Consider the following 20,104-nt stretch of genomic DNA (forward strand, 5'->3'; position numbering starts at 1 on the left):
GTCGTCCTTCCGTGACCGTCCAACCCTAGGGTCTGCTCGCTCGCCGACCGTATCCCCGACCCCCGACACCGCTCACCGGGGAGCCTCCGGGGCGGCGGACTCCCCCCTCTCCGAATCGAGCGCGCCCGGGCCCACGACCGCCCCCGGCCGCTGACCCACGTGCTGCGACTGCGCTCCCCGAGACGGGTGCGAGCCCCTCTGCCGTCGCGGAGACCGATGCGCCACTCGACCACACCGCCACTCCGTCGCGACGGGACGAGAGGACGACCGTGCCGTCGAGGTCGGTCCGGAGCACCTCGGTGCCGCGCTCGGCGAGCAGCGCCAGCAGCGCGGGGTTCGGGTGGCCGTAGTCGTTGCCCGCGCCGACGGAGATGAGCCCGATCCGGGCGCCGAGCGCGTCGTAGAGGGCGGGCGACTGGTCGGACGAGCCGTGATGCGCGACCTTCACCACGTCGACGCCGCCCGGATCGAGACGGGCGACCCTCCCCTGCTCCTCCTCCCCCAGGTCGCCGAGCATCGCGATCGAGAGCGGCGCACCGATCGCATCCGCGCCGATGTCGACCCGGAGGGTGACGCTCGCCGGATTGCCGCGCAGGGTGCCGCCGCGCTCGGGCCACAGCACGCGCCACTGCAGCGAGCCGAGTGCGCCCGAGTCGCCCCGCACGGCCTCGCGGACACTCGCGCCTCCGCTCTCGAGATCGCGGCGATCGCGCTCGTCGTCGGGGCTGTCGGCGGGTCCGACCAGCGCGGTGTCGACGCGCCCGACCGCCGCCTCCAGACCGCCCACGTGGTCGAGGTCGTAGTGCGTCAGCACGAGCAGAGCGATGCGGTCGATGCCGAGCAGATCGAGGCAGGCGTCGAGCGGCTCGGGGAGCGGACCCGTGTCGACCAGGAGGACGCCGGCGTCGCCGCGGAGCAGCAGGGCGTCGCCCTGACCGATGTCGCACATCGCGATCCGCCAGTCGTCGGGGATCGCGGCGGAGCGGAGCAGGGGTGTCGCGACCGTCGACGCGCCGCCGACCACCAGTGCTCCCGCGAGCACGAGCGCCGAGATCCTGCGCAGTGCCACGAGCCGGGAGGAGCGGGTCACGAGCACCAGACCCAGAACGGTGAGCACTGTGAGCGCGAGCACTCCGCCCGCCCCCGGCCACCAGGCGAGTCGCGGGGAGGGCCAGGAGGCGACGGCGCGGGCGATCGAGGCGATCCACCACGCCGGCACCGCCGCGAGACCGATCGCGGCGTCGGCCGCCGCCGGCCACCAGGGGGCGAGCAGGCACCCGATCAGACCGAGGCCGGTCGCCGCCGGTGCGGCGGGCTCGGCGAGCAGGTTGGCGAGCACGCCGTAGACCGGCACGGAGGGATCCACCAGCAGAACGACGGGCTGGCACGCCGCCTGGGCGGCGATCGGCACCGCGAGCACGAGCGCGAGCGGGCGGGGCAGCACCTCGCCGAGCCGACGCGCGATCGGCTCGGCGACGAGGAGGAGACCCGCGGTCGCCAGGACGGACAGCACGAATCCGAGCTGTCCCGCGATGCCCGGATCGAGGACGACGAGGACGATCACGCTCGCGAGGAGGGAGGGGACGGCGGCTCCCGAGCGGCGACCGAGCCTGGCGAGCAGGACGACCGTCGCCATCGCCGCTGCGCGCACGACGCTCGGCTCGGGAGTGACAAGCACGACGAAGGCGGCCAGCGTGGCCAGCGCGGCACCGGTCCGGAGGCGTCGCCCCGCGCCGAGGAGCGCGGCGAGCGTCCACCCCCCAACCACGACGACCGCGCAGTTCGCCCCGGAGACCGCGGTCAGGTGCGTCAGAGACGCCGTCCGCATGTCGTCCTCGAGCCCCGCGTCGAGTGCTGAGGTGTCGCCGGTCGCGAGCCCGGGCAGGAGGCCTGCGACGTCTCCCCCGAGCCTGCCGGCACGCTCGAGGAAGGTCGCTCGGAGCAGCTCGGCCACGGCCGCGACTCCCGTCGGGGCCCTCCGCTCGACGACGGCCGACGCCGTGAGGAGGGTGTCGTCGCCGACGGCGCCCCCTCCCCCGTCGGCTCGCCCCTCGAGCACGACGTCGGAGGCGACGGGCAGCCGGCCGCCCGGCTCGGCGAGGAAGACGCGCACCGGCGCCGAGACCGCGTCGCCGTCGAGGCGCAGCGCCGTCGCGTCGAACCAGACGCCGCCCGTGGCGAGCGGACGGGCCGCGGTGTCGACGCGCACGAGCGCGGTGACGGCGGCCCGCGACTCCGCGGCCGCGACCAGCTCCGGCGGATGCCGCTGCGGCACGGAGACCACGACCGATGTCACCGCGAGCGCCGCTCCCGCCAGCGCGACGACGACGACACCAGCGACCCCCGCGCCCCGACGATGACGCATCGCGACCACGAGGGCGAGTGCGAGACCAGCGACGCTCCAGGCTCCCGCGACGATCACTCCGCCCCACTCGAGAACACTCGCGATCGGCAGGCGTCCCGTGAGTGCGGCCGCCGCCCAGACCGCGAGGGCGGCGGGGAGGAGTCGCAGATCGTGCCCGCGCACGCCGGTCACGGCGCGACCAGATCGCGGAACGCCTCGAGCGTCTTCTCGCCGATGCCGGGCACCTCGAGCAGCTGGTCGACGGAGGTGAAGGGACCGTTCGCGTCGCGGTAGGCGATGATCTTCGCCGCGGTCGACGGGCCGATCTCGGGCAGCTCCTCTAGCTGAGCCGCCGTCGCGGTGCTGAGGCTGACGAGCCCGCCCCCGCCGCCGGCCGGTGCCCCTCCCGCGACCGGCGCCGCGCCCTGCTCCGGCACCAGGAGCTGCTCGCCGTCGACCAGCCGCCGGGCGAGATTGACCGCCGCGCGGTCCGCGACCTCGGTGAAGCCTCCCGCCGCCGCGAGTGCATCCGCCACACGGGCGCCCGGATCGAGGAGGTAGAGCCCCGGCTTCTCGACCTCGCCCGCGACGTGGACGTAGAGCAGCTCGACGGACACGGCGACCGTCGGAGCAGCACTGCCCACGGGCGGCAGCACCCGGGTGCGCCCCGCCGCCTGCGCCCCTGCGACCAGGACCGCGACCACCGCCGCCGCGATCACCAGCACGACCGCCGCCCCGAGCCCGATCCGCCACCGCGGCCGCGAGCGTCGTGGTCGCCGCAGCAGCGCGGACAGCTCCTCCTCGTCCGTCGCCTCGGTCTGCTGCATCCGCCGACGGTAGGCCGGCGAGCGAGACCCCCGCGGGCCGGGTCCGCGCATCCGTGGAACGACGAAGGGGCCCCTCCGCTGTGGAGGAGCCCCTTCGGGAGCGGACTACGCCGGCTTCGTCACCAGGTTCACCAGGCGCGGAGCCCGCACCACCGCGGTCACGACCTCGCGGCCCTGCAGAGCGCGGGAGACACCCGCCGACGCGCGGGCCTTCGCCTCCAGCTCGTCCGACGAGATCTTCGGCGACACCTCGAGTCGGTCACGGACCTTGCCGTCGACCTGGAGGATCGCGGTGACCTTCTCCTCGACGAGGAGCGTCGGGTCGGCCTTGCGCCAGAGCACGTGCGCGACGGTCCCCTGGTAGCCGAGCCGCTGCCACATGTCCTCGGCCGTGTAGGGCGCGAACAGGTTGAGCGCCATGGCGACGACCTCGGTCGCCTCGCGGACGGCGGGGTCGCCCGCACCGGCACCGGAGTCGATCGTCTTGCGCGTCGCGTTGACGAGCTCCATCAGGCGCGCGATGACCACGTTGAACTTGAACGCCTCGACCAGGCCGGGGGCCTCGGCGAGGAAGCGGTGCGTCTGGCGGCGCAGAGCGGCGTCGCCGTTCCTCCACTCGACGTCGGGCCTGGTGGTGACGTCCTTGGCGAGGCGCCAGGCGCGCGCGAGGAACTTCGCGCTGCCCGAGGGCGACACGTCGGCCCAGTCGATGTCGTCCTCCGGCGGGCCGGCGAACGCCATCGTGAGGCGCACGGCGTCGACGCCGAACTCGTCGAGCTGGTCGGACAGGCGGACGATGTTGCCCTTCGACTTCGACATCGCGGCGCCGTCCATCTGCACCATGCCCTGGTTGAGCAGCGCGGTGAACGGCTCGGTGAACGAGACGTAGCCGAGGTCGAAGAGGACCTTGGTGATGAACCGCGCGTAGAGCAGGTGGAGGATCGCGTGGGTGACGCCTCCGACGTACTGGTCGACCGGCGCCCACTTCTCGGCGAGCTTGGGGTCGAACGCCTGCGTGGCATCGTTCGGCGAGAGGAAGCGGAGGAAGTACCACGACGAGTCGACGAAGGTGTCCATCGTGTCGGGGTCGCGGCGCGCGGGGGTGCCGTCGACGGGGTTCGTCACGTTCACCCAGTCCTCGGCAGCGCCCAGCGGCGAGGAGCCCTTGGGCTGCAGGTCGAGGCCGTCGGTGGAGGGCAGGACGACCGGCAGCTGGTCCTCGGGGACGGGGATCAGCTCGCCGTTCTCGCCGTGGATGATCGGGATCGGCGTGCCCCAGTAGCGCTGGCGCGAGATCAGCCAGTCGCGGAGGCGGTAGTTCTTGGCCGAGCGGCCGCGGCCGCGCTCCTCCAGCAGCTTGATGACGCGCTCGATCGCGGTGCGCTTCGAGAGCCCGTCGAGCGGCCCCGAGTTCATCAGGCGGCCGTCTCCGGTCAGCGCCTCACCGGTGACGACGGGGTCGACGGAGTAGCGCTTCTCGAGCTCGGCGAGCTCGTCCGGGTCCTCCGGGATGACCGGGATCGCGCCGGTGACGGGCGCGGTGGTGTCGACGACGACCCGCACGGGCAGGTCGAAGGCGCGGGCGAAGTCGAGGTCGCGCTGGTCGTGCGCGGGCACGGCCATCACCGCGCCGTGACCGTAGTCGGACAGCACGTAGTCGGCGGCCCAGATCGGCAGGCGCTCGCCGTTGACGGGGTTCACCGCGTAGCGGCCGAGGAACACGCCGGTCTTGGGCCGGTCGACCGTCAGGCGCTCGATCTCGCTCGACTTCTGCACCTTCTCGAGGTAGCTGCGGAACGCCTCGCGCACCTCGGGGTCGGCGTCCTCGACGAGCTCGGCCGCGAGGTCGGAGTCGGGAGCGACGACCATGAAGGTGGCGCCCCAGAGCGTGTCGGGGCGCGTGGTGAAGACCGTGACGCGCTCGTCGCGACCCTCGATCTCGAACTCGACATCGGCTCCGATCGAGCGGCCGATCCAGTTGCGCTGCATGGCGATGACCTTCGACGGCCAGGAGCCCTCGAGCTGGTTGAGGTCGTCGAGCAGGCGGTCGGCGTAGTCGGTGATCTTGAAGTACCACTGCGTGAGCTTCTTCTTGACCACGATCGCGCCGGAGCGTTCGGAGGTGCCGTCCGCGAGCACCTGCTCGTTGGCGAGCACCGTCTGGTCCACCGGGTCCCAGTTGACCCAGCTGTCCTTGCGGTAGGCGAGGCCCTTCTCGTACATCTTGAGGAACAGCCACTGGTTCCACTTGTAGTACTCGGGGTCGGAGGTGTGGATGACGCGGTCCCAGTCGAACGACGCGGCGTAGCGCTTCATCGAGCGCTTCTGCTGCTCGATGTTGTCGTAGGTCCAGGAGACGGGGTTCAGGCCGCGCTTGATCGCCGCGTTCTCGGCGGGCAGGCCGAAGCTGTCCCAGCCGATCGGGTGCAGCACGGTGAAGCCCTGCTGGCGCCAGTAGCGGGCGATCACGTCGCCGAGCGCGTAGGCCTCGGCGTGCCCCATGTGCAGGTCGCCGGAGGGGTACGGGAACATGTCGAGCACGTACTTGCGCGGGCGCTTGTCGCCCTCGGCGTCCGTCGCGAACGGGCGCGTCTCCTCCCAGATCGGGAGCCACTTCTCTTGGAGGGCGCGGAAGTCGTAGCGGTCCTCGTCGTGGGGGCCGGTGTGCGCGGAGCTGTCTTCTGCCACGGGTGTGTCTCACTTCTGAAGGGAGGGGAGGACGCGCGCGACCACGCGCCGGCGTCCGACGAACCACCCTACTGGCCTCTAGCGGCCGGGCGACGAATCCTCCGCGGCCTCGGTGGCGACTCCGAGGACGGCGAGCAGCGCGCGGGCCTTGAGCCGCGTCTCCTCGACCTCCTCGGCCGGCACGGACAGCGCGGTGATGCCGCCGCCGGTGCCGATGCGGGCCCGTTCGGCGTCGAGGACCACGGTCCGGATCGTCATCGCGAGGTCGAGCGAGCCGTCGGAGCCGACGCGGCCGAAGGCACCGGAGTAGACGCCGCGCGGGCCGCCCTCGAACTCGCGGAGGAGCTGCACGGCCCGGCGCTTCGGCGCGCCCGTCATCGATCCGGCGGGGAACGCGGCCGCCAGCAGCTCCGCGACTCCCGCTCCGGGCGCTCGCTGCGCCGAGACCTCGCTGACCAGCTGGTGCACGTGCGGGTAGCTCTCGACCTCGAGGAGGCGGTCGACCCGTACCGAGGACGGCTCGGCGATCCGAGCCAGATCGTTGCGGACGAGATCGACGATCATGACGTTCTCGGCGCGCTCCTTGACGCTGCCGAGCAGATCGTCGCGCAGCCGGGCGTCCTCGCCGGGGTCCTCCGAGCGGGGCCGGGTCCCCTTGATCGGATGCGTCGCCACCCGCCCGTCGACGTCGCCGGTGAGGAAGCGCTCGGGCGATGCGCTGACGAGGGCGCGCTCGCCGACGCGGATCAGCCCGCCGTGGTGGCTCGGGCTCGAGCGGCGGAGCCTGCGGTAGCACTCGACCGGATCGAAGCGGCCCTCGACGACCACCTCGTTCGTGAGGCACAGCTGGTAGGCGTCGCCCGCGCGGATCGCGGCCTGGCAGCGCTCGATGAGCGCGAGGTAGCGGGCGGAGTCGTGCCGCCAGCGGACGGCACCGGCCGGCTCGGGCTCGCGCGGAGGTGCGACCGCCGCGGGCAGCACGGCGAGCGCCGCGGCGAGCCGCTCCGCCTCGTCGCGGCGCTGCTCGGTGAAGACGAGGGCGAGCGAGTGAGCGGAGTGGTCGAACTCGAGCACGGGGTCGCCGCGGAGCAGGGCGACGGCGGGCGGGCCGTCGGCGCCGGCGGGGGCGGGAGGGAGGGAGACGAACGACGCGCCGGCCTCGTAGGTGATCCAGCCGTAGTGGCCGAGGGCCCGGTCCCCGACCCCGTCGGGCTCGGGCCACTCGTCTCCGATCACCACGTCGTCGAGGGCGCACGCCCCCAGGTACGAGCGGCCCGCTGTCGCGTCGATCCCGGAGTCGAGCCAGAAGGAGGCGGGCGCGTCGCGGAACAGGGCGAGATAGGCCCGCTCGGGGTCGACCCACGGCAGGGGGCGACGGTGCGCAGTGATGCGCGGAGGTGCGGCGCCGATCACTCGGATAGCGTAGGCCGTCGTGGACGACGACCGGGTGCTGAGGTGGGACGGGAGCGGTCTCGCTCCCGCTCCGGACGACTCCTCCCCTCTCGAGGCGGCCGACTCCTGGCTCGTGGTCGACGGCCGCGTGCGCGGGCTCGACCTGCACCGCGAGCGGTTCCTCGCGGCCGCCGGATCGACCGACGCCTCCGCTTTCCTCGACGCGGCGATCGCCGCGCTCCCCCGCACCGGCGACCACTTCCCCCGCGTCGAGCTCACCGAGGGGGCCCTGCAGTTGCGCCTCCGCCCGGCTCCCCCGCGCGGCCGCACGGTGACCCTCTGGACCAGCCCCGTGGATCCGCGGCGCGCACCCGAGCGGAAGGGACCCGACATCGGCCGCCTGGCCCTGCTGCGCACGCGGGCCGCCGCGGCCGGAGCCGACGAGGCGGTGATCCTCGGACCGGACGGGGCGATCGTGGACGGAGCGTCGAGCGCGGTGATCTGGTGGCTCGGCGACGCGCTCGTGATGCCGCCGGCCGACTCCCCCCGCGTCTGGAGCGTGACCGCGCGCACCCTGTCGGTGCTGGCCGGCGCCCTGGGAGTCGACGTCATCGAGGCTCCGGCCGAGCCCGACGCGCTCGACGGCCGCGAGGTCTGGACCGCGAACGCGCTGCACGGCCTCCGCCTCGCCACCTCGTGGGTGGACGGACCGGCGCTCGCCGCGGAGCCCGGCCGCCTCGACGCCTGGCGCCGGCGCCTCGACGCGCTGCGGCGGCCGCTGCCCTGAGCGGCGCCCGGCCCTCGGGAGAGGGGGACGTCGACCCGTGTGAGAGCCTTTCGGACGATCTCCGGTCCGCCGGGACCGCCGGCGATCCGGGGCGACTGAGCCGACGGTCCACCCGATCACCTCGAGACAGGAGCCGACGGATGACGACCACGAACCGGGGCGTGACGGCCGCGACGCTCGCCGCGCTGGCGCTCGCCACAGCCGGCTGCTCGGCGACGGAGGCCGCCGCGCCGGAACCGACGAGCACGGCGGAGACGGCCATCGACTACCTGTACTACGACCTCCCCGAGCTCGTCGCCTCCGCCGACCGCATCGTCGAGGGCACGGTCGTGTCCACGAGCTCGGTGACGGTCTACCCGACCGTCGAGGAGGGTGACGATCCGCTGCTGAACCCGATGTCGGACGCGACGCAGGAGGAGCGGGAACAGGCTCGGCTCGAGGGAGCGATCGCGGGGACCGAGGTCGTGATCGACGTGACGGCGACGCGGAAGGGCGACTCCGACTCCCGGATCACCCTCATGCAGACCGGCGGGGTCCTCGACGGAGTGCTCTACCGGAGCGACTCGGCTCCGCTCCTGGTCGAGGGCGAGGACTACCTGCTCTTCCTCTCCGAGGGCGATCGTCCGAGCACGCTCGGCGGCGGAGCGGGCACGTACACCGTCGACGATGACGAGTACCTCGCGATGGCGAGCCATGCACCGGTCGAACGGCTGTCGGCGGAGGAGCTGGATCGGCTCCTTGGCTGAGCGCGCCCGGCGTCACGCTGCATGATGGACGGATGAGCGGCGCCGGCGACTTCATCCGCGCCGCGCTCGAGTACGAGGGCGACGTCTGGCGCGCCCAGGACGTGCGGGAGCGGCTCGGGCTCGAGGCGACCGGCGCGTCGGTCGGGGCCGTCCGCGGGACGGTCCGCGACGCGCTGATCAAGTTCCCCGGTCTCGACCACGACGAGATCACGGCGCTCTCCTCCGAGCTCTGGGCGCCGCCCGTGTTCGAGCCTCGGCTCGCGGCCGTCGTGCTGCTGCAGTCGCGGGTCCCGCTGCTGCGCGCCTCCGACCTGACCCGCCTCGAGGGCTTCCTCCGCGACTCCCGGATCGACGCGCTGACCGACCCGCTCGCCCACGAGGTCGTGCGGCCGCTGCGGGCGCGCCTCGACGGCCAGGCCCGGTCGCGCGCCGAGACCGTGCTCGACCGCTGGGCGACCGAGGGCGGCCGGCTCGCTCGGGCCGCCGAGATCGTCAGACGCTGACGGCCGTACCGCCGCCGACCGCGATCCTGCGGTCGAAGGCGAGCGACGGATCGACGCGGTGCGCGATCAGCACGACCGTGCGTCCGCCCGCGGCGCGCAGCAGATCGGCGAGCAGCGCATCCGCGACAGGCGCGTCGACCGACGCGGTCGGCTCGTCGAGGATCAGCACGTCGAAGTCGGCGAGCAGGGCGCGCGCGAGCGCGAGCCTCTGCGCCTGGCCGCCCGAGACGAGGGCTCCGCGCTCGCCGACCCGCGCATCGAGGCCGCCGCGCGCCGCCGTCCAGGAGGCGAGACCCACGCGGCCGAGGACGTCCTCGAGGACCGCGTCGTCCGCCTCCGGCCGGGCGAACAGCAGATTCTGACGGATGGTGTCGTCGAAGAGGTAGGGCTGCTGCTCGACGAGGCCGACGACTCGGCGGACCTCCGCCTGGGGCAGCGTCCGCGCCTCCACTCCCCCGATCCGGTACGAGCCGGAGTGCTCGAGGAAGCGCACGAGGACGTGGGCGAGCGTGGTCTTGCCCGAGCCGCTGCCCCCGGTCACGAGCGCGCGGGCTCCCGCCGGGAGGTCGAGGGTGACGCCCACGAGGGCCGGTGCCGCCGCTCCCGGCCAGCCCGCCGAGACGTCGCGGAGGACCAGGTCGCGCCCGCTCGGCATCCGAGCGGCGCGGTCGACCGCGTCGTCGGTCGCGAGGGCCGGCGAGGAGGCGTCGCGATCGAGGTCGGCCAGGCGCTGCGCGCCGGAGAGAGCCGTGCGCGCCGACTGGACGGCCAGCGGAGCCGCGGCCATCACCTCGAAGACCGCGAGCGGGACCAGGACGATCACGCCGAGCGCCGGGCCGCCGAGATCGGTGACGGACGGGATGCCGAGGGCGAGGGCCGCCCACACCGCGCCTCCTGAGCAGAGGGCGAGCACGGCCGCGGTGAGGCCCGCCGAGACCGCCCGGCGGCGAGCGCTGCGGGCGAGCGCCGCCTCCGCCTCCGCGACGTCGGCGACCGCCTGCTCGGCCGCACCGAACGCGATCAGCACGTCGAGCCGGGTCACGAGCAGGTTCACGCGCTCGGCGAGCTCGCCGCGCAGGGGTGCCAGCTCGCGATCGGCCCGCGCAGACATCAGCCCCGCCCCCACGGCCGATCCCGCGAAGCCGAGCACGAGGAGCACGAGCAGCACGAGCCCCATCGCGGGCAGGAGCAGCCCCACGCCGACGACCGCCGCCGTCGCCACGACTCCTGAGACGATCAGCGGCTGCACGACGCGCAGCGGTACGTCCTGCTGCGAGTCGACGTCGGCGATCACCCGCGAGACGAGGTCGCCGCGGCGCACCCGGCCCAGGCCGTCGGGCGCGATCGGCACCAGGCGCTCGTAGACCCCGGCGCGCAGCTCGGCGAGCGCGCGGAAGGCGGCGTCGTGTCCGCTGAGCCGCTCGAGGTAGCGGAAGAAGGCCCGCGCCAGCGCGAACGCGCGGACGCCGACGACGGCCATCGAGAGGAAGAGGATCGGCGGCTGCTCGGCGGCGCGCACGATCAGCCACGCGGAGCAGGCGAGCAGCGCCACGACGGAGGCGGAGGAGAGCAGCCCGAACGAGAGGCCCGGGAGGAAGCGGCGCGCGGGCGGCATCGCGGCGCGGAGGACGTCGGCGCGCCTCATCGGAGCACCGCCTCGGCCGGCTGCAGCGCGAGCACCGTGTCGGCCGCGGCGAGGGTCGACGGCCGGTGGCTCGCGATGATCACGATCGCTCCGTCGTCGGCGAGCGTGCGCAGCCCGGCGAGCAGCGCCCGCTCGGCCCCCGCGTCGAGTGCCGCGGTGGGCTCGTCCAGGGCCAGCACGCGGCAGCCCCGCTCGAGCAGCCGGTGGATCGCCCGTGCCGCCGCCACCCTCGCGCTCTGCCCGCCGGAGAGACCGGTGCCCTCCGCGTCGATCCGGCGCTCGGGCTCGAGATCGACGCCGGCGAGCGCGAGGGCCGCGGCGACCCGGGCGGCATCGGGCGAGCGGGTGCCGAGCGCCACGTTGGACGCGACGGTGCCCGGCAGCAGGTCGGCCCGCTGACCCGACCACGCGAGCCAGTCGCGGCCGGCGCCGGGGAGCACGGGCTCGCCTCCGAGTGCGATCGCGCCGGTCGCCGCGACGAAGCCCGCGAGGGCGGCGAGGAGGGTGGACTTGCCCGATCCGCTCGGCCCGGCGATCGCCGTGATCGTCCCCGGCGAGAACACGGCGTCGACCGGGGCGAGCACGCGCCCGGCACCGTCGTCGACCGCGAGAGCACGCACCTCGAGCGGGCCGGATCCCGCGGGAGACGGAGTCGGCGCGGGCAGCACCGCCGCGCGCTCGATGACGGCGAACGCCTCGTCGGCCGCCTGCACCCCGTCGGCCGCCGCGTGGAACTCGGCGCCGACCTGTCGCATCGGCAGGAACACGTCGGGCGCGAGCACGAGCACGAACAGCCCGATCGCCAGCCCGAGCGAGCCGTCGACCAGCCGCAGTCCGATCGAGACGGCGACCAGAGCGACCGAGAGCGAGCCGGCGAGCTCGAGCACGAAGCCGCTCACGAAGGTGACCCGCAGCACCTTCATCGTGTGCACCCGGTACTCCTCGGTCAGAGCCCGGATCCGCGCGCCCTGGCGCTCAGCGCGACCGAAGATCTTGAGCGTCGCGAGCCCGCCGACCGTGTCGACGAATCCGGAGGCGAGCGCCTGCAGCCGCGACCACTGCCGCTTCTGCACCGCCTGCGTCGCCCAGCCGATCAGCACCATGAAGACGGGGATGAGCGGCAGGGTGACCACGAGGAAGAGGGCGCTGAGCGGATCCGCGAGGAAGACGACGAGGGTGAGCAGCGGAGTCGCGACGGCGGTCGCGATCAGCTGCGGCAGGTAGCGCGCGAAGTAGCCGTCGAGGGCGTCGAGGCCGCCGCCGACCAGCGCCACGACTCCGCCCGAGCTGCCTGCCGAGCGACCGGACGGACCGAGCGCGACGAGCGCCTCCAGGACCGCGTGGCGCAGCTGGGCCTTGGCGCCGACTCCGCCGCGGACGGCGTTCACCTCGCTCGCCCACGCGATCGCCGCCCGCGCCGCCACCACGGCGAGCAGGGCGGCGAGCAGCGGCGCGAGCTCGGCGGCACCGCGCCCGTCGACCGCCCCCGCCACCAGCTGCGCGACCAGCCAGGCGAAGGCGATGATCGCCAGCGTCCGCGCCAGCGCCAGCGCGCCGCCCAGCACCAGGAACAGGCGGGCCGAGCGGGCGAAGCGGAGCAGCCGCGGATCGAGGGGCTTCACGTCAGTGGGCGTCGACCGGGATGTGAGTGCGGGTGATGCGCTTGCGGAAGATCCAGTAGGTCCAGGCCTGATAGCCGACGATGAGCGGCACGAACACCAGCGCGGTCCAACTCATGACGGTCAGCGTATAGGGCGTGCTCGAGGCGTTCTCGATGGTGAGGCTGTTGGCGATGTCGTTCGAGGCCGGCATGACGGCCGGGAAGAGCGTCGTGAACAGGGTCAGGACCGCGAGCGCGATCGTGACCGCGAGGAGGGCGAAGGCCCGCCCCTCCCTCCCGCGCACGTTCGCCAGCCACGAGAGGATCAGCGTGGCCGCCGCCGCGGTCGCGAGCAGCCAGGAGGCGCTGCTGCCCTGCGCGAGGTTCGTCCAGGCGAGGAACACCGCAGCGACCGCGATCGTGACGAGCCCGGCGCGCGAGGCGAGCCTCCGTGCGCGCTCGCGGATCTCGCCGTCGGTCTTGAGCGAGACGAACACGACTCCGTGCGTGAAGAACAGCAGGAGGGTCGTGGCGCCGCCGAGCAGCGCGTAGGGGTTCAGCAGGTCGAGGACGGTGCCGATGTAGTTGTGGTCGGCGTCGAGCGGCACGCCCTGCACGATGTTGGCGAACGCGACGCCCCAGAGGAACGCGGGGACCGCCGAGCCGACGACGATCATCGTGTCGAACCGCTTCTTCCAGGCCGCCTCCGGCCGCTGGTGCCGGTACTCGAACGACACCCCTCGGAGGATGAGCGCCAGGAGGATCGCGAGCAGCGGCAGGTAGAAGCCGCTGAAGAGCGTCGCGTACCACTCGGGGAACGCGGCGAACAGCGCGGCGCCCGCGACGATCACCCAGGTCTCGTTGAGATCCCAGACCGGGCCGATCGTGTTGATCAGGACCCGGCGGTCGGTGTCGTCCCTCCCGAGGAAGGGCAGCGACATCCCGACCCCGAAGTCGAAGCCGTCGAGCACGAAGTAGCCGATGAAGAACACGGCGACGATCCAGAACCAGAGCGTGGGGAGATCCATCAGCGCGAGCGCCTTCCTCTAGTAGACAGTGCCGACGAGCTGCGGGCGACCGCTCTCCTCGTCGATCTCGGGGGCGTCATCGGGGCCGGCCTGCGCCGCCTTCAGGATGAGCCGGAACTCCACGACCGCGAGGGTCCCGTAGATCGCGGTGAACGCGATCAGCGAGATCAGGACCTCGAGGCCGCTCACGCCGGGCGAGACGCCGTCCTCGGTCTTGAGCAGGCCGAAGACGAGCCAGGGCTGGCGGCCCATCTCGGTGAAGACCCAGCCGACGATCATCGCGAGCAGCGGGAGCGGAGCCGCCCAGGTCGCGATCCTCCACATCCACTTCTTGGGCTCGCGGCCCTTGCGGGTGAACCAGAGGCCGGCGGCCGCGACGCCGATCGCGAGGACTCCGAGCGCCATCATCCAGCGGAACGACCAGTAGGTGACCCAGATGATCGGCGTGTAGTCACCGGGGCCGTAGACCTGCACGTACTGCGCCTGCAGGTCGTTGATGCCCTCGACGGTGCCGGTGAACGTGTGCGTCGAGAGGAAGGAGAGGAGGTACGGGATGCGGATCGAGAACAGCTCGCTCGAGCCGTCCGGCGTGCCCCAGGTGAAGATCGAGAACGAGGCCTCGGCGCCGGTCGAGGTCTTGTAGAGCGCCTCGGCGGCCGCCATCTTCATCGGCTGGGTGTCGACCATCGCGAGGCCGAGCGAGTCGCCCGTGAAGAGGGTGAGACCGCCGCTGACGAGCATCATCCAGGCACCGAACTTCAGCGCCGGGCGCATGGTCTCGAGGTGCTGGTTGCGCGAGAGGTGGTAGGCGGCGACGCTGATGATCACGGCCGCCGAGACCATGAAGCACGCGAAGATCGTGTGCGGGAACGCGGCGAGCGCGACCTTGTTCGTGAGCAGGGCCCAGATGTCGGTGAGCTCCGCGCGCCCCTTGGTCTCGTTGATCTCGAAGCCGACCGGGTTCTGCATGAACGCGTTGGCGGCGATGATGAAGTACGCCGACAGGGTCGTCCCGAGGGTCGTCAGCCAGATGGTCGCCAGGTGCAGCTTCTCGGGGAGCTTGTCCCAGCCGAAGATCCACAGGCCGATGAACGTCGCCTCGAGGAAGAACGCGAGCAGGCCCTCGAACGCGAGCGGCGCACCGAAGACGTCGCCGACGAAGCGCGAGTAGTCGCTCCAGTTCATGCCGAACTGGAACTCCTGGACGATTCCGGTGACGACGCCCATCGCGAAGTTGATGAGGAAGATCTTCCCGAAGAACTTCGTCAGCTGCAGGTAGTGGATGCGGCCGGTGCGCACCCAGCAGGTCTGGAAGATCGCGACGGTGAGCGCCATGCCGATCGTGAGCGGCACGAACAGGAAGTGGTAGATCGTCGTCAGGCCGAACTGCCACCTCGACAGCAGGAGTGGATCCAGGAGTTCGTTCACGGCCCCGAGCATAGGTCGCAGCGAGCGCCTCGATGCCCGCCGATCCCAGTACTGGGGCGGATGTGCGGGCCTCGGACGCCCTCGAGCGACACCCTTTCCGGGGTGCTCGCCCGCCGCCTCCGAACGGCCGCCGTCCACGACAAGCTCGACGTCGAGACAGTCCGTCTCGACGTCGAGGGACCCCGCCGCGAGGACGGTGCCGAGCAGGCCCCTCGACCGTCGGCGGCGTCCCGGAGACCGTCTCGACGGCGAGCGACCGCGGTCGCGGGCCGATCCTCCGGAACTCGCGAACGAATACTCAGCAGTTTCACAGTCGACGCCTCGCCGAGCGGGCGGGTGGGAATCCGTTCGCGGGTCGTGCCCCGGGCGCTCACGAGGCGCCACTGCTCAGGCGCGGCACCGTACGATCGACCCATGCCGAGCAAGGGGAGCTACGCCAAGGGTGTCGCCAAGCGCGAGGAGATCCTGCAGACCGCACTCGAGGTGTTCTCGCGGCAGGGGTACCGCCGAGCGTCGCTGCGCGAGATCTCCGAGGCGGTCGGGCTGACGCAGGCCGGGCTGCTGCACTACTTCGACTCCAAGGAGGAGCTCTTCGCCGAGGTCCTCCGCAAGCGCGACGACGTCGATCGCGCGACGTACGACCTCGACGACAGCGGCGATCCCGCGATCGCCGGCCTCGTCCGCCTGATCCGCCACAACAGCGAGGTCCCCGGTCTCGTGCACCTCTACGCGACGCTGTCGGCCGAGGGCACGGACGAGGGGCACGCCGCGCACGAGTTCTTCGTCGACCGCTACCGGACGACGACCGAGGTGCTGGCCGAGAGCGTGCGCGCCGACCAGCGCGAGGGGCTCATCGCCGCGGACATCGATCCCGAGGTGGCGGGCCGGATGATGACCGCGCTCGCGGACGGTCTGCAGATCCAGTGGCTGCTCGACGACGGGGTCGACATGGGCAGCATCGTCGAGACCTTCTGGGCGCTGCTCAAGCGCGTCCGCTGACGGGCTCCTGGCGTGAACGACCTGCTGACCGGGATCCTCGCCTTCGTGGTGAGCGTGCCGCCCGTCTGGCGGACGCTGCTCGCGGGGCTCGCCATCTTCTTCGAGACGACGATCCTCGCCGGCCTGATCGTGCCGGGCGACACCGTCGTGATCGTCAGCGCCACCGGTGTCACCACTCCCCTGCAGTTCGTCGCCCTCGCGCTCACCGTGATCGTCGGCGCCCTCTGCGGCGAATCGGTCGGCTTCTACCTCGGCCGCTGGTTCGGCCCGCGGATCCGCGCGTCACGACTCGGCCGCAGGCTCGGCGAGAAGAACTGGGTGCGCGCCGAGCGCTACCTCGCCCGCCGCGGCGGCATCGCGGTGTTCCTCTCGCGCTTCCTGCCGGTGCTGCACTCGCTCATCCCCCTGACCGTCGGCATGAGCGGGATGCGCTACCGCACCTTCATGGCCTGGACGACGCCCGCGTGCATCCTCTGGTCGTTCGCCTACGTGGGAGTCGGCGCGGCGGCCGCCGGCGGCTACCGCGAGCTGTCCGACAGCCTGCACTACGCCGGCTACCTCTTCGTCGGCGCCATCGTGCTGTTCGCGCTGATCGTGTTCGGCGCGAAGAAGCTCCTGAAACGAGCGGAGGCGCGTCACCTCGACGAGTGACGCGCCCCGCGCGGGTGGTGCCGGTCGATCAGTCGACGAGACCGGCCGACTCCAGCCACTCGGTCGCGATCGACGCGGCCGACTTCTCGTCGTTCACGCTCTCGGCGTTGAGCGACACGAGGTCCTCGGCGGTCAGCTTCGCGCTGACCGCGTTGAGCACCTCGGCGGCGTCGTCGTCGATCTTGTCCGAGACGATCGGCACGACGTTGTCGGCGACGAACAGTCCGTCCGGGTCCTCCAGGGCGACGAGGTCGTTCGACTGGATGTTGGGATCGGCGGTGTAGATGTTCGCCAGCTGGATCTGGTCGCTGGTCAGGGCGTTGACCGTGGTCGATCCGCCGCTGTCCTCGATCGCCTGGAACGTGGTGTCGATGCCGTACTTCTCCTTGAGCGCGTCCGGGCCGTAGGGGCGCGTCTGCAGCTCGGAGTTGCCGCCCAGCACGATCGGGTCGGTGACGTCGGCGAGCGAGGCGATGTCGGTGAGGCTCCACTTGTCGGCGAAGGCCTGGGTGACGGTGTACGAGTTCTGGTCGCTCGCATCGGCGGCGTCGAGCGCGCGGAGGCCGTCCGGCAGCGCATCGGTCAGAGCGGAGTAGACGTCGTCGGCGGTCGTGGCCGTGGTGTCGGGCTCGAGCGCCTGCAGCAGGCTGCCGTCGTACTCGGGGAAGACGTCGATCGATCCGCTCTCGATCTCGGGCAGGTAGATCTCGCGCTGGCCGATCCGGAGCTGCCTGTCGACGGTGTAGCCGTCGTTCTCCAGGGCCTGGGCGTAGATCTCGGCGATGATCTCGTTCGAGTAGTAGTCCTGCGAGCCGACGACGATCGTCTCGGAGCCGGCGGAGGCGCCGGAACCCGATCCCGAATCGAGCGGATCGCTGGACGAGCACCCTGCCAGTGCCACGACGGCACCGACCGCGAGTGCGCTGAGCGCGACACGGCCCTTCTTGTTTGCTGTGGACATCACTGTTTCCCTTCGTCGATGGGGATTCCCACCACCGCGCGTCGTCGGGTCGACGAGGCGCGGAAACTCGAGCGGCCGGAGGTCCCGGCCAGGCCCAGCACGACACCGCGCGGGACGGCGATCCGCTGCAGGACCGCGAACAGGATCTCGCTGAGCAGCGTGAGCGCGATCACGATGATCGAGCCCGCGAGCATCTGCGGATAGTCCCCCGCCTTCACGCCCTGGAAGATGTAGCGGCCGAGACCGCCCGCGCCGATGTAGTCCGCGAGCGTCGCCGTCGCGATGATCTGCAGGGCGGCCACCCTCAGCCCGCCGAGGAGCAGCGGGAGACCGAGGGGGATCTCGACCTTCGCGAGGATCTGCCACTCGGTCATCCCGACCGAGCGCGCGGCGTCGACGGTCCGCCGGTCGACCGCCTCCAGACCCGAGTACGCGCCGGCGAGGACCGACGGGATCGCGAGGATCACGAGCGCGATCAGCGGCGCGCCGAGGCCGAGGCCGAGGCTCATCGCCGCGAGCACCAGCACACCGAGGGTCGGCAGCGCGCGCAGCCCGCCGGCGACGGGGACCGCGATGCCCTTGCCGCGACCGGTGTGCCCGATCAGGTAGCCGAGCGGGATGGCGATCGCGGACGCGATGACCAGCACCAGGAGGCTGATGCCGAGGTGCTGGGCGACCCGGGTCGGGATCCCCTCGGGGCCCGTCCAGTGCGTGGCGTCGCCGATCCACGCGAACGCCTCGATGATCAGGTTCACGTCGTCACCGCCTGCTCGACGCGCAGGGCGCGCCGCTTCGAACGTGCACGGTCGACGGCGGTCCACGGCATCAGGAGGCGCCCGAGCAGCACGAGGATCCCGTCGAGCACGAGCGCCAGCGCGATGGTGAGCACGATGCCGGTGACGATCTCACCCGAGATGCCGCGCTGGAAGCCGTCGGTGAACAGCAGCCCGAGGCTCTGGATGCCGAGCACGGCGCCGACCGTCACGAGCGAGACCGTGCTCACCGTCACGACGCGCAGCCCCGAGAGCAGGACCGGACCGGCGAGCGGGAACTCGACCCGCCAGAACCGGGCCCAGGCGGAGTAGCCCATCGCCGTCGCCGACTGGGTCACGTCCTCCGAGACGGCGCCCAGCGCGTCCGACGTGGTCCGCACCATCAGCGCGATGCCGTACAGCGTGAGCCCGATGATCACGTTCGCGGTCGAGCGCAGCGGGATGGCGAGGATCGCCGGGAGCAGGATGAACATCGCCAGCGACGGGATCGCGTAGAGGACGCCCAGCGCCGTGAGGACGGTGCCGCGGCTCCAGCGGTACCGGTTCGCGAACCAGCCGAACGGCAGCGAGATCACGAAGCTCAGGATGATCGGCGGCACCGACAGGAACAGGTGCGCGATCAGGTTCGTGATGATCGAGTCGGTGTTGTTGACGACCCAGTTCACGCGCCGCCGCCGTCCTGCGCGCGCAGCACGCCGGTCGGCCGCCCGTCGCCGTCGACCACGATGCTCGCGCCGTCGCGCTCCTCGATGCGGAGCGACCGCTTGCCGCGGTCGGCTCCGATGAAGCCCGCGACGAAGTCGCTGGCGGGGGCGGCGAGGATCTCGGCGGGAGATCCCTTCTGCGCGATCCGGCCGCCCTTCTCGAGGATGACGACCTGATCGCCGAGCAGGAACGCCTCGTCGATGTCGTGCGTGACGAAGACGACGGTCTTGTCGAGCTCGCGCTGGAGGCGGAGCGTCTCGCGCTGCAGATCGGCACGGACCAGGGGGTCGACGGCACCGAACGGCTCGTCCATCAGCAGGATGTTGGGGTCCACCGCGAGCCCGCGGGCGACTCCGACGCGCTGCTGCTGCCCGCCGGAGAGCTGGCTCGGGTAGCGCGCGGCGAGGGAGCGGTCCAGGCCCACCGTGTCCATCAGCTCGAGGGCGCGGTCGTGCGCCGGCTTCTTTGCGACGCCGTTGAGGCGGGGCACGGTGGCGATGTTGTCGATGACGCGGCGGTGCGGGAGCAGACCCGAGTTCTGCATCACGTAGCCGATGCGGCGACGCAGCGAGACGGCCGGGAGAGTGGAGATGTCCTCGCCGTCGATCTCGATGGTGCCGCCGGTCGGCTCGATCATGCGGTTGATCATCCGGAGGATCGTGGTCTTGCCGCAGCCGGAGGAGCCGACGAAGACGGTCGTCTGCCGCGACGGCAGCACGAGCGAGAAGTCGTCCACCGCCCGGGTGCCGTCGGGGTACTGCTTGCTGACTCCGCGGAACTCGATCACGACGTCTCTCACCCTCGTTGCGCGGTCCCGTGCAGAACCTCTGCGACAGCCAAACACCATTCGGAGACCGCTGCCAACCTGGATGGCACAGTGTTGCGCCCGAGCCCTCGGCCGACTAGGGGCCGGCCGCGGGCCCGTTCCGCAGCGTGCGCTCGACCTCCCCGACGGCGTCGGGTCCCGCTACGCCCCTCCGGGCCTGCTCGACCAGCGAGCGGGCGCCTGCTGCCCGCTGCCTGCTGA

The 20,104-nt window shown here is 72.3% G+C and carries 17 protein-coding genes; 5 read left to right on the forward strand and 12 right to left on the reverse strand.

Going from position 1 to position 20,104, the window contains the following annotated elements; genetic code table 11:
* Positions 1 to 25: 25 nt before the first annotated feature.
* The 4 genes from GSU68_RS10670 to GSU68_RS10685 all read right to left on the reverse strand — a co-directional run bounded on the left by GSU68_RS10670 (position 26) and on the right by GSU68_RS10685 (position 7,272).
* Entirely contained in the window at positions 26 to 2,536 is a 2,511-nt protein-coding gene (locus GSU68_RS10670) for a ComEC/Rec2 family competence protein (RefSeq protein ID WP_159908130.1), read from the reverse strand.
* Positions 2,533 to 3,171, reverse strand: a complete 639-nt coding sequence (locus GSU68_RS10675) for a ComEA family DNA-binding protein (protein ID WP_159908132.1) — start codon at positions 3,169 to 3,171, stop codon at positions 2,533 to 2,535. Before GSU68_RS10675 ends, GSU68_RS10670 begins: the two co-directional genes overlap by 4 nt.
* A 105-nt stretch (positions 3,172 to 3,276) precedes the next feature.
* Positions 3,277 to 5,859, reverse strand: coding sequence for a leucine--tRNA ligase (leuS, locus tag GSU68_RS10680; protein ID WP_159908134.1), 2,583 nt, complete (start codon positions 5,857 to 5,859; stop codon positions 3,277 to 3,279).
* Between the two features lie 78 nt (positions 5,860 to 5,937).
* Positions 5,938 to 7,272, reverse strand: coding sequence for an anthranilate synthase component I family protein (locus tag GSU68_RS10685; RefSeq protein ID WP_244259241.1), 1,335 nt, complete (start codon positions 7,270 to 7,272; stop codon positions 5,938 to 5,940).
* A 19-nt stretch (positions 7,273 to 7,291) separates the two neighbouring features.
* Here GSU68_RS10685 and GSU68_RS10690 point away from each other — a divergent pair, with 19 nt between their 5' ends.
* From GSU68_RS10690 to GSU68_RS10700, 3 genes are all read left to right on the forward strand, one after another.
* On the forward strand, positions 7,292 to 8,038 hold the full coding sequence (locus tag GSU68_RS10690; RefSeq protein ID WP_159908136.1) for an aminotransferase class IV: 747 nt from the start codon (positions 7,292 to 7,294) through the stop codon (positions 8,036 to 8,038).
* 140 nt (positions 8,039 to 8,178) lie between these two features.
* Entirely contained in the window at positions 8,179 to 8,784 is a 606-nt protein-coding gene (locus tag GSU68_RS10695; protein WP_159908138.1) for a hypothetical protein, read from the forward strand.
* A 32-nt stretch (positions 8,785 to 8,816) separates the two neighbouring features.
* Complete coding sequence (locus tag GSU68_RS10700; protein WP_159908140.1) at positions 8,817 to 9,287, forward strand: DNA alkylation repair protein; 471 nt, start codon at positions 8,817 to 8,819, stop codon at positions 9,285 to 9,287.
* Here the strand turns inward: GSU68_RS10700 and cydC are convergent.
* From cydC to GSU68_RS10720, 4 genes are read right to left on the reverse strand one after another with little or no spacing between them, the layout of a single operon-like run.
* Positions 9,277 to 10,932 (reverse strand): thiol reductant ABC exporter subunit CydC, encoded by a 1,656-nt coding sequence (cydC, locus tag GSU68_RS10705; protein ID WP_159908142.1) that lies wholly within the window; start codon positions 10,930 to 10,932, stop codon positions 9,277 to 9,279. The genes GSU68_RS10700 and cydC overlap by 11 nt on opposite strands.
* Positions 10,929 to 12,554, reverse strand: a complete 1,626-nt coding sequence (gene cydD / locus GSU68_RS10710; RefSeq protein WP_159908144.1) for a thiol reductant ABC exporter subunit CydD — start codon at positions 12,552 to 12,554, stop codon at positions 10,929 to 10,931. Before cydD ends, cydC begins: the two co-directional genes overlap by 4 nt.
* A gap of 1 nt (position 12,555) precedes the next feature.
* Positions 12,556 to 13,560, reverse strand: coding sequence for a cytochrome d ubiquinol oxidase subunit II (gene cydB, locus GSU68_RS10715; protein WP_159908146.1), 1,005 nt, complete (start codon positions 13,558 to 13,560; stop codon positions 12,556 to 12,558).
* Between the two features lie 18 nt (positions 13,561 to 13,578).
* Positions 13,579 to 14,988 (reverse strand): cytochrome ubiquinol oxidase subunit I, encoded by a 1,410-nt coding sequence (locus tag GSU68_RS10720; protein WP_159908148.1) that lies wholly within the window; start codon positions 14,986 to 14,988, stop codon positions 13,579 to 13,581.
* Positions 14,989 to 15,402: 414 nt separating this feature from the next.
* On the opposite strand from GSU68_RS10720, the gene GSU68_RS10725 reads away from it, so the two are divergent.
* Complete coding sequence (locus tag GSU68_RS10725) at positions 15,403 to 15,987, forward strand: TetR/AcrR family transcriptional regulator (protein WP_159908150.1); 585 nt, start codon at positions 15,403 to 15,405, stop codon at positions 15,985 to 15,987.
* A 12-nt stretch (positions 15,988 to 15,999) separates the two neighbouring features.
* Positions 16,000 to 16,638, forward strand: coding sequence for a DedA family protein (locus tag GSU68_RS10730; RefSeq protein ID WP_159908152.1), 639 nt, complete (start codon positions 16,000 to 16,002; stop codon positions 16,636 to 16,638).
* Between the two features lie 28 nt (positions 16,639 to 16,666).
* Here GSU68_RS10730 and GSU68_RS10735 read toward each other — a convergent pair whose 3' ends face one another.
* Genes GSU68_RS10735 through GSU68_RS10750 form a run of 4 tightly spaced genes read right to left on the reverse strand, consistent with a single transcriptional unit; the run spans position 16,667 to position 19,864 of the window.
* Entirely contained in the window at positions 16,667 to 17,599 is a 933-nt protein-coding gene (locus GSU68_RS10735) for an ABC transporter substrate-binding protein (RefSeq protein ID WP_159908154.1), read from the reverse strand.
* On the reverse strand, positions 17,599 to 18,354 hold the full coding sequence (locus tag GSU68_RS10740; RefSeq protein ID WP_159908156.1) for an ABC transporter permease: 756 nt from the start codon (positions 18,352 to 18,354) through the stop codon (positions 17,599 to 17,601). Before GSU68_RS10740 ends, GSU68_RS10735 begins: the two co-directional genes overlap by 1 nt.
* Complete coding sequence (locus GSU68_RS10745) at positions 18,351 to 19,037, reverse strand: ABC transporter permease subunit (RefSeq protein ID WP_159908158.1); 687 nt, start codon at positions 19,035 to 19,037, stop codon at positions 18,351 to 18,353. The genes GSU68_RS10740 and GSU68_RS10745 overlap by 4 nt, the downstream gene beginning before the upstream one ends.
* Positions 19,034 to 19,864 (reverse strand): ATP-binding cassette domain-containing protein, encoded by an 831-nt coding sequence (locus GSU68_RS10750; protein ID WP_159908160.1) that lies wholly within the window; start codon positions 19,862 to 19,864, stop codon positions 19,034 to 19,036. The genes GSU68_RS10745 and GSU68_RS10750 overlap by 4 nt, the downstream gene beginning before the upstream one ends.
* Positions 19,865 to 20,104: the final 240 nt, after the last annotated feature.

Source organism: Rathayibacter sp. VKM Ac-2759, assembly GCF_009834225.1.
GTDB lineage: Bacteria > Actinomycetota > Actinomycetes > Actinomycetales > Microbacteriaceae > Rathayibacter.

Bases quoted from the DNA above. Each gene is read 5' to 3' on its own strand.
- GSU68_RS10675 (WP_159908132.1), bottom strand. From the start codon at position 3,171: ATGCAGCAGACCGAGGCGACGGACGAGGAGGAGCTGTCCGCGCTGCTG.
- GSU68_RS10695 (WP_159908138.1), top strand. From the start codon at position 8,179: ATGACGACCACGAACCGGGGCGTGACGGCCGCGACGCTCGCCGCGCTG.
- GSU68_RS10700 (WP_159908140.1), top strand. From the start codon at position 8,817: ATGAGCGGCGCCGGCGACTTCATCCGCGCCGCGCTCGAGTACGAGGGC.
- cydC (WP_159908142.1), bottom strand. From the start codon at position 10,932: ATGAGGCGCGCCGACGTCCTCCGCGCCGCGATGCCGCCCGCGCGCCGC.
- cydB (WP_159908146.1), bottom strand. From the start codon at position 13,560: ATGGATCTCCCCACGCTCTGGTTCTGGATCGTCGCCGTGTTCTTCATC.
- GSU68_RS10725 (WP_159908150.1), top strand. From the start codon at position 15,403: ATGCCGAGCAAGGGGAGCTACGCCAAGGGTGTCGCCAAGCGCGAGGAG.
- GSU68_RS10735 (WP_159908154.1), bottom strand. From the start codon at position 17,599: ATGTCCACAGCAAACAAGAAGGGCCGTGTCGCGCTCAGCGCACTCGCG.